This window comes from Streptomyces sp. WMMB 322 (genome assembly GCF_900090145.1).
Lineage (GTDB): Bacteria > Actinomycetota > Actinomycetes > Streptomycetales > Streptomycetaceae > Streptomyces.
In genome coordinates this window covers 86404-101461 of record NZ_FMHI01000015.1, presented here as the reverse complement: position 1 = coordinate 101461, position 15058 = coordinate 86404, and the positions used below count along the sequence as shown (strand labels likewise).

At 72.6% G+C, this 15058-nt stretch carries 4 protein-coding genes; 1 reads left to right on the top strand and 3 read right to left on the bottom strand.

Annotation, left to right across the window (positions count from 1 at the left end; all coding sequences use genetic code 11):
* Positions 1 to 80: 80 nt before the first annotated feature.
* The 3 genes from H180DRAFT_RS21655 to H180DRAFT_RS21645 form a co-directional block, all read right to left on the bottom strand.
* Positions 81 to 4850 (bottom strand): type I polyketide synthase, encoded by a 4770-nt coding sequence (locus H180DRAFT_RS21655; RefSeq protein ID WP_074466925.1) that lies wholly within the window; start codon positions 4848 to 4850, stop codon positions 81 to 83.
* A gap of 3 nt (positions 4851 to 4853) precedes the next feature.
* Complete coding sequence (locus H180DRAFT_RS21650) at positions 4854 to 12167, bottom strand: type I polyketide synthase (protein WP_055487777.1); 7314 nt, start codon at positions 12165 to 12167, stop codon at positions 4854 to 4856.
* 1192 nt (positions 12168 to 13359) lie between these two features.
* On the bottom strand, positions 13360 to 13833 hold the full coding sequence (locus tag H180DRAFT_RS21645; RefSeq protein WP_055487776.1) for an ATP-binding protein: 474 nt from the start codon (positions 13831 to 13833) through the stop codon (positions 13360 to 13362).
* 658 nt (positions 13834 to 14491) lie between these two features.
* On the opposite strand from H180DRAFT_RS21645, the gene H180DRAFT_RS21640 reads away from it, so the two are divergent.
* Complete coding sequence (locus H180DRAFT_RS21640; protein WP_055487775.1) at positions 14492 to 14827, top strand: MerR family transcriptional regulator; 336 nt, start codon at positions 14492 to 14494, stop codon at positions 14825 to 14827.
* Positions 14828 to 15058 lie beyond the last annotated feature (231 nt).

Here is a 15058-nt window from a genome sequence, read left to right as displayed (position 1 = left end):
CGATGTCCGCCAGGACTTCCCCCGGACCGGTTCCGGCGTGCGCCGTCCCGTGCGGCTGCGCAGGCGCGAACCGGGTCGCGTCAGTGGTCATCTTGCACTCCTGATTCCTCGTGGGCGGCCGTCCACGCGACCACATACCGCCGCTCGGGCAAGCCCGGCGGATTCGCTGTCTCCCGCACCCGCACCTCGTACGAGTGGCCCCCGTGACGCACCCGGAGCCGGTCGGTGTCCGCCGAGACCACCTGGTAGTCCGACGGACGGCCCCGCAGTCCGGTGCCGCGCAGCTTCGCGACGGCTTCCTTCGCCGCCCACATGCGCGTGAACCAGACCTCCTCACTTCCTGAACTCTCCGCGCCGTGCTCCGGCCCGCCGTCCGACAGGCCGCGCAGCAGGGCGAGTTCCTCCGCTCCGCAGGCCGCCTCGACGGTGGCCCGGGAGCGGGCGGTGATCTCCTCGACGTCGATGCCGCACGGGCCGCGGCGTGCGATCGCGACACCGCACTCGCCGCGGTGCGCGATGGAGACCGTCAACTCCCCGACGGTGCGGCCGTGCACGCCGCGGACGAAGGGCCGGCCTTCGTCGTCGTTGTGCACGGAGACCTCCGCCGGGTAGATGTCGCCTGCGCCTTCCGCCCACAGCAGTGCGCGCGCGGCGTCCTTGGCCGCGATCCTGCCGAGCAGGAACTGCCGCCTGCGGACGGGAGGAAGCGCGGCGTAGCCGGCGCGTTCCGCGCTGCCGAGCATGTTGCGCATCACCAGTTCGCGCGTCGCCAGGTCCGGCCAGCGCTCGTGCACCAGGGACCAGCCCTCCGGCTGCTGTGCGGAGAGGGTGTTGCAGCCGGGGAAGCGGTCGACGGCGCGGATTCCGGGATCGGTGTCGAAGCGTCGGTCCGTCCAGCCCGTCAGCTCCGCCCACACACGGCCTTCGTGCAGCAGCTGCATGTCGGCGGTGAGCAAGCTGCGGGTGACGCCGGTGATGCGGACGGAACAGGTCACCTGCTGGCCGGCTCCGGGCTCGGGGCCGTGGAAGCGTATGCGGTCCACGCTGACGGGGAAGACCGTCGTGCGCTCGGTGAGCGTCGCCATGATCCAGTAGCCCAGGAGCTGGCCGACGTTGTCCAGCAGCGAACCCGGTGCCCCGGGCGCGGTGATGACGCCCCGTACGTGCCTCTCGCCGATGGCGGTCAGCTCGCTCACGCCCTGGAACTTCGGGCCGTGGAACATCCACCGTTCCGTGTAGAGCTGTTCGGCACGCATGTCCGGTGCACGGTCCGAGGACGGGTCGACGGGCCACGGCGCCGGGGGCGGATCATGGCGGGGGGCGAGTTCGACGACGGCGCGGGAGGAGCCCGTCAGCTCCACCTCCACCTCGGTGGGTGCGGTGCGCCGGACGGCGACGGGCACGTCGTGGGCCGGGACGGCCTCGATCCACTTCAGCAGCCGCACGTCGCGAAGGCCGACCGCGCGCATGCCCGGCACGGCGCTTTCGGCGATCTCCATGAGGTGTCCGATCACGGTGGTGGCGGGCACGATGGGCCAGCTGTCGGCCACGTCGGGCCATCCGGGGCGCTGCCGGAAGAAGCAGTGGTCGACCAGGTACGGCATCTCGTCCAGCCCCACGCGGAGCACCGAGGGCACGGACGGCGCCGCTCCGGGCCCGGCAGGCGGAACGGCGGGAGGCACGGGCGCGGAGGGCGGCACCGGTGCCGGACCGGCCGGTGCCGGACCCGCCGGTGCCGGACCCGCCGGTGCCGGGCCGCGCCGCGCGGTCGGCCCGCCCGGACGGCTCCTGTGCGCGGGCCGCGCGGCCGGCACGTGACGGCGGGTGCCGGCGCCGATCACGTCGGCGGCGGCGGAGGCCGTCTCCTGCAGGAGCGCGGAGAGTTCGGCGGCCAGCGGATTCCCGGAGCCGGCATTGTCCAGCCTCGCCATCGACGCGGAGGCGGCAGCGAAAGCGGGGGCCGGCGCCGGGGCCGTTCCGGCGGAGGCGGCCGCTGCCGCCGGACCGACGGTTCCGGAGAGGCTTCCGTGCACCTGCTCGGGCAGCGACACCAGCGCGCCGTCGAGGTCGAGCCGCACCCCGGGGCGTGCGGAGGACCCGGCCCCCGCCCCCGCCTTCGCCCCGGCGCGCCCGGCGTCCTCGGAGCCGAGCAGGGGCCGCACGTCCGGTTCGGCCCCCTCCACCCACAGCGCGGTCACGACGCGGCGCAGCTGCGCAAGGCTGTCCCGCGCACCGGCGTGCGCGGAGACGACGAGGCGGTCGCATCCGGAGAGCGTGTCGTCGATGAGGGAGCCGAGCTGCCCGGCTCCGAGCTGGATGAACGCACGGTGACCGGCGTCGTACATGGCCAGGATCATCTGCCGGAAGCGCACCGGCTCCAGCAGATGCCGTACGAACAACTCCCGTATCGCATCGGGGTCTTCGGGATACGGCGAGGCCGTGGTCGCCGACCACACGGGCGTCGTCTGCGGATGCAGGCGGTAGGCCTCCGCCGCGCCGCGGATCGGCCCGAGGTAGGGGGCGAGCATCGGCGTGTGGAACCCGGAGCGGAACGGCAGCACCTGGCTGATCACTCCGCGGGAGCGCATGCGCGCCACCATGGCCTCGACGGCCTCTTCGGAGCCGCAGATCATCGACTGGTTCGGCGCGTTGTCGTGGGAGAGCACGACGTCCGTGCGTCCGTGCAGCTCCGCGAGGACGTCATCGGCGGGCATGCCGAGGACGCCGAAGACGGCTCCCGGCACGCGCAGCGCGTCCGGGTCGAACCCGGCCAGGAACGCGTCGACTTCGTCGGCGGCGTGGATGCCGCCGCACGCCATCGCCGTCCACTCGCCCACGCTGTGCCCGGCCACGGCGTCCGGGACGACGGCGAGTGCGCGCAGTGCGGCGTCGAGAATCCTGCCGAGCTGGAAGACGGCCGCGCCGTGCCGTCCGACGTCGCCGACCTCCGCCTGACTGCCGAAGGAGAAGTCAAGGCCGAACCGCTCTGCCAGCCCGCCCGCCCTGGGTTCGAACTCGGCCTCCAGCCCCGGGAAGACGAAGGCGGTGAGCCCTCCCGCGGGACCGAGTATGGGGCGGGGGCTGAACCACACGTCACTGCGTCCGGACCACGGCATGCCCTTGGCGACGGCCTTGCGTGCCAGCTTCAGGCGCCGCGCCGTCGGGTCGACGATGCCCAGCCGGCACCGCGCGGTGACGGAGGTGGTCTCGTCGAGGCCCTGCGCCAGCACCGCCGCGTCGTCGCGCTCCAGCAGGTCCGCGAGCGCCTCAGGTCCGTCGGCGGCCAGCCGCAGCACCCGCTCGGGTTCGACGACGGCCGCGGTGGCGGTGGCGCCCCCGCCGGACGCGGCGTTCCGGTCGGCGGGCCGCGTCGCGGGCTGCTCCAGTACGACGTGGGCGTTGATGCCGCCGAAGCCGAAGGCGTTGACGCCTGCCCGGCGCGGTGCGCCGCCCTCCGGTTCCTCCCAGGGGCGTGCCTCGGCGAGCGGCGCGAAGCGCGTGCGGGCGAGGGCCGGGTGCGGGTCGTCGCAGTGCAGCGTCGGGGGCAGCACGTTGTGGTGGACGGCCAGTGCGGCCTTGATGAGTCCGGCTATGCCCGCGGCGGGCATGGTGTGCCCGATCATCGACTTCACCGAGCCGATGACCGCACGGGCGCCCTCGCCCCCGTCCGCGGCGGTCCCTCCGGGCCCGGTGCCGGTGCCGAACACCTCGGCGAGCGTGGTCAGTTCGGCCTCGTCACCGGCGGGTGTCGCGGTGCCGTGAGCCTCCAGCAGCCCGATGGCTCCGGGAGCGAGCGGGTCCAGCCCCGCGGCGTCCCACGCCTGGCGCACGGCACGCACCTGTCCGCCGGGGTCGGGGTTGAACAGGCTGGAGGAACGGCCGTCGCTGGCCACCCCCGTGCCGCGCACGACGGCGTATATCCGGTCGCCGTCACGTTCGGCGTCCGCGAGGCGCTTGAGCACCACGACGCCCGTGCCCTCGCCGATGAGGACGCCGTCCGCCCCGCGGTGCAGCGGCCGTATCCGCTGGCTGCGTGAGAGCGCGCCGAGCTGGCTGAAGACGGACCACAGGGTGATGTCGTGGCAGTGGTGCACGCCGCCGGCGAGCATGATGTCGCAGCGTCCGGCGTCGAGTTCGCGGACCGCGTGGTCGACGGCCACGAGCGACGAGGCACAGGCGGCGTCCACGGTGTAGGCGGGACCGCGCAGGTCGAGCCTGTTCGCGACACGCGAGGCCGCCAGGTTGGGCACCAGGCCGATGGCCGACTCCGGTGCTTCGGGCCCGAGTTGGGCAGCGAAGGCCGAACGCACCTCTTCCAGCCGGTCCTCGCCCAGTTCGGGCACGAGTTCGCGGAGCGTGCGCACGACCTGGTTGCTGGTGCGTACGCGCTGATCGAGCCGCACCAGACCGGGCGTGAGGTACCCGCCGCGGCCCAGTACGACTCCTGCCCGCTGCCGGTCCTCCGGCAGCACCCCGTCCCCTCCGGCGTCCTCGACGGACCGGTGGGCCACATCGAGGGCGATGAGCTGGTCGGGCTCGGTCCCGGGCACCGAGTTGGGCATGATGCCGAACCGCGTCAGGTCGAACTCGGCGGTGTCGTCGATGAATCCGCCGCGCCGGCAGTAGACGCGGTCGGCGCGCCGTGGCCCTCCCGCGGACTCCGACCGGGGGGACCCCCAGGCCGCGTAGAACTCCTCGTCCCAGCGGCCTTCGGGCACGTCGGTGATCGCGTCGACGCCGCCGACGATGTTCTGCCAGTAGCGGTCCAGATCGCCGGCGCCCGGGAAGAGAGCGGCCATGCCGACGATCGCGACGGGGGTGCGGGAGGGACCCCGCTCAGGGGCGGACACGGTTCACCAGCCGGACGCAGCGGCGACCACCGCGTGCACTGTGGGCGCGCCCCAGGCCAGTTCGCGCAGCAGACTCAGCGGCCCCTCCTCGGGGTCGAGGAGTTCGATGCCGCGAGCCGCGTAGGAGCGCATCAACTCCGGTGTGACCATGCCGCTGTTGGTCTCCGAGGCGGCCCATGGCCCCCAGTGCACGGTCAGACCGCGGCGGTCCTCCGTCGACCAGCGCCGGCCCAGCTCCTCCAGGGCGTCGTTGGCTGCCGCGTAGTCGGCCTGTCCGCGGTTGCCCAGTGCTCCGGCGATGCTGCCGAACAGCACGGCGAAGCGCGGGGATTCGGGCAGGGCGCCCAGGGCGTCGAGCAGCACGCGGGCGCCGTCGGCCTTCGTGGAGAAGACACGGCGGAAGGACTCCGGCGACTTCTCCGCGATCAGCTTGTCCTCGATGACGCCTGCCGCGTAGACGACCCCGTCGAGCCTGCCGTGCTCCGCGTGAATCTCCTTCACTGCGGCGCGTACGGCTTCCTCGTCCAGCGCGTCGACGCAGCGGTAGCGGGCCTGGCTGCCCGACTCCCGCAGCGCGGCGAGGGTTTCGCGCACCTCGCGTTCGGCGAGGACGGCGGAGACGGCACGCTCGATCTGCGCCGGTGACGTCATCCCGGAGCCGATGAAGGCCGTGCGCAACTCGTCGCGTCCCGGCGCCGCGGCCGTGGCCGGGTCCTCGGACGGCGGCGGCACGGGAGTGCGGCCCAGCAGCTCGATCCGGCAGCGGCTCGCGGCGGCGACGGTGCGGGCGAAGCGCGCGGTGATACCGCGGGCGCCCCCGACCAGGAGCAGCACTGAGTCGCGGTCGAGTCCCGCGGCGGCCGCCTCGGAGACCCCGTCACCGGCCGGGCCGGCGCCCGTCGCGGCGACCGCGCCCAGGTCCTTGGGTGCCAGCTTCAGTGCGCGCCGGCGTCCGCCTTCGCAGAGGACGACGGGTTCGCGCTCCGTGGCGCCGAGTTCGGCCACGAGGAGACGGGCGACGGTGTCCGGGTCGTCGTCGGCGCCGACTTCGACCAGGGTCGCGGCGACGTCCTCGTACTCGCGGGCGACGCTGCGGAAGAAGCCCCGCAGACCGGAGGCGGCGCCTTCCGCGCGCCGGTCCGCCCCGATCAGCCGCGCGGGTCCGGAGGCCAGGATGCCCTGGAAGAGCGGGAAGGTCTCCGGGAGCGTGGTCTCCGGCGACTCCAGGAAGGGCAAGTGGAAGACGATCTCGCCGACCTGCTCCGGGAGCGGCTGGCCGTCCGGCACGGTGTGCGGCATGGCGCCCAGCTCCCGGAGGCGTTCCGCCACGAGGGTGCCCAGTGCGCCGCCGCCGAGGACGGTGACGGTGGTGCCCTCGGCGAGGGCGGGGGCGGGCGGTGCAGGCAGCTCGGTCTCGGTGAACTCCAGCCGCTGCGGCGCCACGACGACGGCGCCGCCCGCGGCGGCCTGCTCGGAGGGCGCGTCCTGCGCCGGTGCGGGCACTGCTGCGGAGGCCGCGGACTGCGCAGCCCCGGTCGCGGGTGCGGCGGCGCCGAGTCTGGCGACGAGGAGCTCGGAGACCGCGGCCGCCGTACGGGCCGCACTCAGCTCCTCCACATCGGCGTCCCGCCCCACAGGCAGACCCAACCGCACCGCCAACTCACCGGCAATCTCAGCCCTCTTGATCGAATCCACACTCAGATCCGCCTCCAGATCCAACCCCGGCTCGATCATGTCCACCGGATAACCCGTACGCTCCGCCACCACCGACAACACCGACTCCAGCACCGCATCCGCCGACAACACAGCGGCAGCGGCACCATCACCGGACGACGCCGGAGCAGCGCCGGGCAACGGGGCGGACGCCGGCCCGGCGGCGCCGAGTCTGGCGACGAGGAGCTCGGAGACCGCGGCCGCCGTACGGGCCGCACTCAGCTCCTCCACATCGGCGTCCCGCCCCACAGGCAGACCCAACCGCACCGCCAACTCACCGGCAATCTCAGCCCTCTTGATCGAATCCACACTCAGATCCGCCTCCAGATCCAACCCCGGCTCGATCATGTCCACCGGATAACCCGTACGCTCCGCCACCACCGACAACACCGACTCCAGCACCGCATCCGCCGACAACACAGCGGCAGCGGCACCATCACCGGACGACGCCGGAGCAGCGGCGGGCAAAGGCGCGGACGCCGGCCCGGCGGGGGTGTTCGCGGCCGTCGCGGGGGCAGGCGCGGCGGGCACTGTGACGGCGGGTGCGGGCAGCGCCGGCGAACCGGCGGGGGCGGGGGGAAGTTCGGCAGCTCCCAGGTAGCGCAGCAGCACATCTCTCTGCGCGGTGACCATCTCCCTGCTGGAGCGCAGGAATTCGGCGATGAGAGCGTCCGGACCGGACAGCGTGGTGCCGTCCTGCGTGGGGGGTTCCGGCACGATCAGCTCCGTGACTGGGCGTGGGGGACGAAGGGCGTTGGGCGGGATGGTGCCGTCGGCGAGACGGACGAGCTGACCGTCCACGGTCCAGCCGGCGGGCTTGCCGGGGGTGGCGCTCTCCGGGTCGACGGCGTCCCGCCCCTGGTAGAGCTTTGCGGTGCGCACGTCTGCGCCGGCGACGGCAAGTTGTGCGACACCGGCGAGAAAACCGTACAGTCCTCCGCGCCCGGCGTCCTCGAATGTGACCGTACTGTGTGGACGATCGCCGAGGATCGCCGATACGAGCCTGGTCAGGACCTTGCCCGGGCCGACCTCCGCGAAGACGCGTGCGCCCGCCGCGTACATCGACTCGATCTGCTCGGCGAACCGGACCGGCGACCCGATCTGTTCGGCGAGTCCTGCGCGCACCGCATGGGGGACGGCGTCGTAGGGCTCTGCCGTGCTGTTGGACCAGACGGGAAGTCCGGGCGCGTGTATGTACATCGACTGCAGCGTCCGGGCGAACACTTCTCCGGCGCCTGCCACGAGCGGGCTGTGGAAGGCGCAGGCCACCTGGAGCGTCCTGGCTGACAGACCGGCGTCCTTGAGGTGACCGACCGCCTTCGTGACGGCCTCCGTCGGGCCGGAGATCACGGTCTGCCTCGGCGAGTTCCGGTTGGCCGTGACGACCTCACCGTCGAGCCCCGCCAACGCCAGTACCTCGTCGACCTTTTCGGGGAGCGCGGTCACGGCGGCCATGGCCCCGGCGTCACCATCGTCCGGGATCTGGCCGAGTATCGCCTCGGCGCGTGCGGCGCTGGCCGTCAGCACGTCCTGGGGCGACAGCGCCCCCGCCACGCCCAGCGCGACGAGTTCGCCGTAGCTGTGACCGGCGGCCATGTCCGGGCGTATGCCGAGGGAGGCGAGCAGGTCGGCGGCGGCGAGTTCGACGATGCCCAGGGCCGGCTGGGCGACGGCGGTGTCGGTGATGCGGGCGAGCTGCGCGTCGGCGGTCGCCTTGTCGAAGGCCGTCGGCGGGTACAGCACGTCCGCCCAGCGCCTGCCCAGGTGCAGGTAGCGCTGGAGTTCGGGGAAGGCGACGAAGAGGTCGGCGAGCATCCCGGGGCGCTGGCTGCCCTGGCCCGGGAAGAGGAACGCGATGTCGCCTCCCTCCGACGCCTCGCCCGTGGCGCTGCCGGAGGCGGCGAAGATGCCCGCCGCCGGATCGTGCGCGCCCTCGGCCGCACGGTGCAGCAGCCCGCGCAGCTCTGCGACGCTCTGCGCGAGCAGAGCGATGCGCACCGGTTCGCCCCGCACGGCGGCCGAGTCGCTGACGCGGGCGGCACCGAGCGCGTGGTCCCGCAGCCGCCACGCGCCGCCCCGTCCCGTCTGCCCGGCCTGGTCGACCTGCTCCAGGAGGCGGCGCACGGCGCGCTGCGCCGCGGCGTCGTCCTTGCCGCGGAAGGTGAACAGCTCCACCGGCCACTCGTCGCCGGAGTGCACGGAGGGCGCCTGGTCGTATGCGCGCAGGACGGCGTGGAAGTTCGTCCCGCCGAAGCCGAATGCGCTTACACCCGCGACACGTTCGGAAGCCTCGGCGGCCCACGGCCTTGCCGCGGAGTGGAAGAAGAACGGGCTGCTCTCCCGGCTCCAGGCCGCGTTGGGCTCCTCGATGTGCAGCGTCGGCGGCTTCACCCCGTGGTACAGGGCCAGCGTCGTCTTGATCAGGCCCGCCAGGCCGGCGGCGCACTTGGTGTGCCCGATCTGCGACTTCACCGACCCGATGGCGCAACTTCCGGGCGCCGCACCCGCCTCCGTGAACACCTGTGTGAGCGTGGTCAGTTCGGTACGGTCGCCCACCACCGTGCCCGTGCCGTGCGCCTCGATCAGGCCGATCTGCGCGGGCGATACGCCCGCGTTGCGGTAGGCGCGGGTCAGCGCGGCACGCTGGCCCTCGGGGCGGGGCGCGGTCAGGCCGAGCGCGCGGCCGTCGCTGGCGCTGCCGACGCCGTCGATCACCGCGTAGATGCGGTCGCCGTCGCGCTCGGCGTCCGCGAGGCGCTTGAGCACGACGCAGCCGACGCCCTCGCCGAGCGCGATGCCGTCGGCGCCGTCGTCGAACGTGGAGGAGCGCCCCGTCGGCGAGAGGGCGTGCACGGAGGAGAAGAGCAGGTAGTCGTTGATCCCGTTGTGCAGGTCGGCGCCGCCGCACAGCACCATGTCGCTGGTGCCGGTGACCAGTTCCTTGCAGGCCACGTCCACGGCGGTCAGCGACGAGGCGCACGCGGCGTCCACGGTGTAGTTGGCCCCGCCGAGGTTGAGCCGGTTGGCGATGCGCCCGGCGATGACGTTGGCGAGGACACCGGGGAAGGAGTCCTCGGTCAGATGCGGCAGCTGTTCGTCGAGAGCGGCGGGCAGGTCCCCGCCGAGGTATGCCGGGAGAACGGTGCGCAGGACGCTGGCGTTGGACAGGTCGCTGCCGGCCTCCGCACCGAAGACGACGGACGTGCGGGAGTGGTCGACGGGCCGCCCTTCGCAGCCCGCGTCGGCCAGGGCCCGCCGCGCGGCCTCCAGCGCCAGCAGCTGCACGGGCTCGATGCTGGCGAGCGAGGCGGGCGGGATGCCGAAACTCAGCGGGTCGAAGGGGATTTCGGGCAGGAACCCTCCCCAGCGTGAGGGGGTGCGCTCCCCATCGCCGTCCGGCGCGTAGTACAGCTCCGGGTCCCAGCGCTCTTCCGGCACCTCGGTGACGCAGTCCTTGCCGGCCAGCACGTTCGCCCAGAAGGCGGAGAGGTCCTCGGCCCCGGGGAACATGCCCGCCATGCCGACGACCGCGATGCGCAGCGGCTCGGCCCGGCTCTCCTCCTCCTGCCCCGATCCCCGCTCCACGAGGCCGAGTTCGTCCCGCAGCCGCCGTGAGCGTTCGCGCAGCACCGAGGCGGCCCGCTCGCCGACGGACTCGTGGAGCGCGGCGACGGTCGTGACGTCCGTGCGCAGCACGCACACCTCACCGGCCATGAACATGCCCTCGTCGCCCTGGCGCTGCTCGTCCACGCCGCGCAGCTCGGGCCCGACGCGTTCGATGCCCTTGCTGGCGACGCGCAGCCGCCCGACGTTGAACTTCTCCAGCTGCTCCCAGATCTCCCGCTCGGGGACGCCGGCCTGGCGCAACTGCTGCTTGAGGGAGGCGAAGTGGGAGGTGAAGGCGCTGTGCGCGCACCGCGTGGCGTGTCCGGGTGCGGTCTCCAGCAGGTCGGTGCGCTCGGCGGCGACGACCTGCTGCTGGAAGCGCGGAAGGATGGCTCCCGCGTCCACGGCTTCCTGGGTGAACAGGTAGGCGGTGCCCATCAGTACGCCGGTGGCGACCCCGGCGCGGGTCAGCGGTGCGGCCAGGGCGGCGACCATCGATGCGGATCGTTCGTCGTGCACGCCGCCGGCGAAGAGGACGGTGATCTCACCGGCAGCGCCGGGTCTCTCCTTCGCCACGAACTCCAGCAGGATCTCGGCCTGTGCCTCCCACAGCGGAAAGCTGTTGCGCGGACCGACGTGGCCTCCGCACTCGGCACCCTCGAAGATGAACTTGCGGGCGCCGGCGGCGAGGAACTGCCGCAGCAGCCCCGGCGAGGGCACGTGCAGGAAGGTGGATATGCCCTCCGCCTCCAGCGCGGCCGCCTGTGCGGGACGGCCGCCGGCGATGATCGCGTGCGTGGGCTTCGTCTGGCGTACGGCCTCCAGCTGGGCCGCCCTGATCTCCTCGTCGGCGAACCCGAGGATGCCCACGCCCCAAGGCGCCTCGCCCAGCGCGGACTTGGTGGCCTCCAGCATGGTCCTGGTCTGCTCGGCGCCGGCGAGCGCCAGCGCGAGGAAGGGCAGCGCGCCGTCCGCGGCGACGGCGGCGGCGAACTCCGGCTGGTCGCTGACGCGTGTCATCGGCCCCTGCGCGACGGGCAGCCGGGTACCGAGGGCGGCGGCGCCGGGAGCGCCGGGGCCGAGTGCCGCGGCCGCCCCGTCGTCCTGAACGGCGGCCGCGACGGCCTCGCGGATGCCCCGTACGACGTCGGTGACGGAGTTCCACCTGCGCGCGAAGGACGCGGCGAGGAAGACGTCCTGGCCGGCGGGGAGGAACTGCGTGCGCAAGTCGTCGCCGCCTACGCGGGAGGTGAACTCCTCGGCGTCGTCTGGCAGTTCGGGGGCGCCGGGGCCGCGCCGGCGCAGCACGCGCATCCCGTGGTGCAGCACCGTCTCGGAGCCGTCCAGGCCGGAGAGGGCCTCGGTGATCTCCAGCGGCAGTCCGGCCTCGTCCAGCAGAGCCAGCTGTGTGTCCAGTACGACACCGGCCGCGCCGCCCGCGACGGCGGCGGCAGCGGTGTGGGGCCCGATGCCGCCGCAGGCCCACACGGGCATGCCGTCGGGCAGCCCGTCCCGTGTTCCGCCGAGGGCCGCGAGGACATGCTGGAGCAGCACGAAGGTGCTCAACTCCCCGGCGCGGCCCCCGCTCTCGCTGCCTCGGACGATGAGGCCGTGGGCCCCGGCGGCAGCGGCGCGGCGTGCCTCGTCCAGCCCGACGACCTCGACGAGGACGCGTCTGCCGCCGAACTCCCCCGGTGACCTGGCGGGGTCGGCGAGCAGTACGGTCTCCGCGGCTGCGGGAAGGTCGCCGTCCGTCACCGGGCAGCCGGGGCGGACACGTACTCCGAAGGGGCGTGCCGCCCATCGGTCCGTGCGGTCGAGATGCTCGGCCGCTTCGCGCAACGCACCGTCACCGGCGGGCAGTTCGAGCACTCCGAGTGCACCTGCCGCGCAGGCGCCCGCGGTCAGCCGTGGTGACGGCCTGTGCAGGGGGTTGATCGCGATGACCGGGTTGGATCGCGAGGACACGTGGGACGCGTCCTTGTCCAGCATCCTCATGGGCTCTCCCGACTGCACGATCGCTTCGGCCAGCTGACCATGCGTAGTAGACGGGACGGTTACTGTGCGGTCAACCGATGGTTTTCCGCGTGCTCGTCACTCTCCGTCAACTGCCGAAGAGGCGCCCAGTGCCGGGCATTTCGCCCTCCGGGGCACACCGAGCAGGGCCTTGACACACGCGTCATGAAGACGGAACGCAGCGGTCATTACGTTTGTCATGGCCATGTAACCGTCCGCTTACATGCCACACGAGCACTGTGTGGCAGATCACAGCATTGGAGCGGGATTTCCGGATCAGCCGGCGGCCGCGACGAGCCACCGCGACGGCAGGAGGTCGGCCTGCCGGTGGCCCGGGGCGGGTCACGCCGGGCGGATTCCGGTTGTCCGGCGATTGTGCCCCAGCTCCCCGCACCGGCGGCCACCATTGAGGAAACGCGCAAATACGCCGCCGGGAGGGCTTCGGGGCCGGACCCTCACATCATCCGTCGAAGGGCACGGGGAGGGAGGGGGAGTGAGCAGCGGGCGGACGGGCGGAGGTCCGTGCATCCGCCGCACCGGTGGCCCGAGGGGGCACGGCTGCCCACCCCGGAATCGGCGTGCGTCTGCTCGATCTCACCCTCGGAGCAATGTGGTTGGGGGTCACGGCGGTCTCCTTGGCGACTGTCCCGGTGGGGTCGGAATGTCTACGCGCGGAGAACGTACGACGGGATACTCGTGAGTCACAAGAGACGGACACACAATGGCAAGTACCTGCCACGAATTCACGTGTACGGGCACGCACATGGTGCGATTTCAGCTCCACGCCGGTGCATGATCGTGCGCTTTCGGCCGCCACACCCCGGCCCGACCACGCCTGCCCACCAACTCGGGGCTCAAGTACCCGCTGTTTTCCGCCTGTTCGTACGACGGACTCGACAGGAAGGCGATCCAGCGCTACAGCGCGAATCCTCGGTGGAGTCGCCCGCAGTCGACGGCGACGCCACCGCGGACTCGCGGTGGTCTTCGTCGGACGGTCGACGACGCCTCCCATCCGGCCGACGGCGAAACTCATGACTCCGCGCCTCGCCCACGCCGGCCGTTCCCCACGCACAGATACACGTCGCACGGCCGGGTGGCCGCTGTGCGGCCGGCATGACTTGGCGCCGGCGCCCGGCAGCGTTCGCGATCCGGGTCATCGCCGTGCCGATCCGGGTCATCGCCGTGCGCAGAGGTCGGCTCCGACGCCGGACGCGCCCTCCGGTTCCGGGCGGAGCTCTCGCGGGAGCCGGACGCGGATGGTCTTGCCTGGCCCTGGGCCGAGTGTGATGGTCAGGCGGCCGGCGACGCTGCGGATCATGTGCCAGCCGAAGCCGCCGCTGCCGCCGCTGCGGTCGGGTGTCCGCTCGCACGGGCCCGCCGGGCTGAGGTCGCTGACCGCGACGGCCAGCGCGTCCGGGCCGGCGGACAGCTCCAGGGTGTACCGGCCGCCACCGTGACGCAGGGCGTTGGTGACGAGTTCGGAGACCACCAGGACCAAGGTGTCCGCCATGGAGCCGTCCGGTGCCGGCGTGAGGCTGTCGGCGAAGGCACGGGCGGCGTCGCGGGCCTTGTGAACGTCACACGAGCGATCGCCCCGCACCACGGTCGCCCCGGGATTCGGCATGCTGGTGATCATCGTGCCGTTCATGCGCGTACACCCCACTTGGATCGTTGTGCCGCTCTTGCCGTGCCCAGCCGCATGCCCGCCCCGGCAGACCTTCATACTCCGCCGGCAGTGCTCTCCGGTGCAGCTTTCCGGGGGCCGCAGAGGACGGAAGCCGACATTCCTCCTCCCAGAAAATCTGTCATGGCGGGAGTAGACATGTGAGCCTCCCGGAGTTAGTGTCTTCCTCGTAGCCAAGAGATCGAGAAGGCGCGGCAGAGGATGAACTGCCGCGCATGCAGGACCAGCAAGTCGGGCACGGCAGTGGAGTGGCGGGGCCGGAAGGATCTCGGGGTCCCCTCGCTGACTGCCGGGCCGGGTGGCTCACCAGGAGCCGCCGTAAGAACGCAGTACCCGTAGTGGCAAGCAAGTTGAACAGCACGAAAGAGAAAGAAGGAGGCAGACGCCATCCAGGATCGCCCGGGCGAGGAAACCGACAGCCCGGGTACCGCAGGCCCCGGAATGGAAGGTGGTCCCACGGTCACGCATCCGCGATCCCCGCACGCGCTCCCCTCTTCCAGGGGTCGGTGCGGAAAGAGAAGGCCGGCACTGCAGTAAGCCGGCAGATGGTGTTCAAATCCCTCGGGGCCCTGGTGCCGTTCGGCACCAGGGCCCCACGATGCGTTCCCTACCAGAGGTGCAAATGACAGAGGAAAACTCACTCGGCCGTCTCGACGACGACGACTACCCCGCTTTCACCATGGGCCGTGCCGCCGAAATACTCGGCACCACGCCCGCCTTCCTTCGCGCCATCGGCGAAGCCCGCCTCATCACCCCCCTGCGCTCCGAAGGCGGCCACCGCCGCTACTCCCGCTACCAGCTGCGCATCGCCGCCCGAGCCCGCGAACTCGTCGACCAGGGCACTCCCATCGAGGCCGCCTGCCGCATCATCATCCTCGAAGACCAGCTCGAAGAAGCCCAGCGCATCAACGAGGAACTGAGCCGCGCCACCAAGTCCCGCCACGGCGCCGAAGCCTGACTCCTCCTGCTCGCGCACCCCCGACGGCCGGCCCCGGTTTCGGTCGGCAGCCGGCCGGCCCCGCAGCCCGGCCGGCTCCCGGACCCGTACCGACGGGGTGATGATGCCGGGTGAGACACCACCGCCATGCCGACGACGACGGCCTTCCGCCGGGCCGCTCGGCCATTGGCCCGGGTGTGCCGTTCGGCTGATGAGCAGCGGACCGGATTGCGCCATTACTTCCTGACGGAC

What these genes read in the sequence shown, in the direction of transcription:
- H180DRAFT_RS21650 (WP_055487777.1), bottom strand. Translation starts at nt 12,167, where the DNA reads ATGAGGATGCTGGACAAGGACGCGTCCCACGTGTCCTCGCGATCCAAC.
- H180DRAFT_RS21645 (WP_055487776.1), bottom strand. Translation starts at nt 13,833, where the DNA reads ATGAACGGCACGATGATCACCAGCATGCCGAATCCCGGGGCGACCGTG.
- H180DRAFT_RS21640 (WP_055487775.1), top strand. Translation starts at nt 14,492, where the DNA reads ATGACAGAGGAAAACTCACTCGGCCGTCTCGACGACGACGACTACCCC.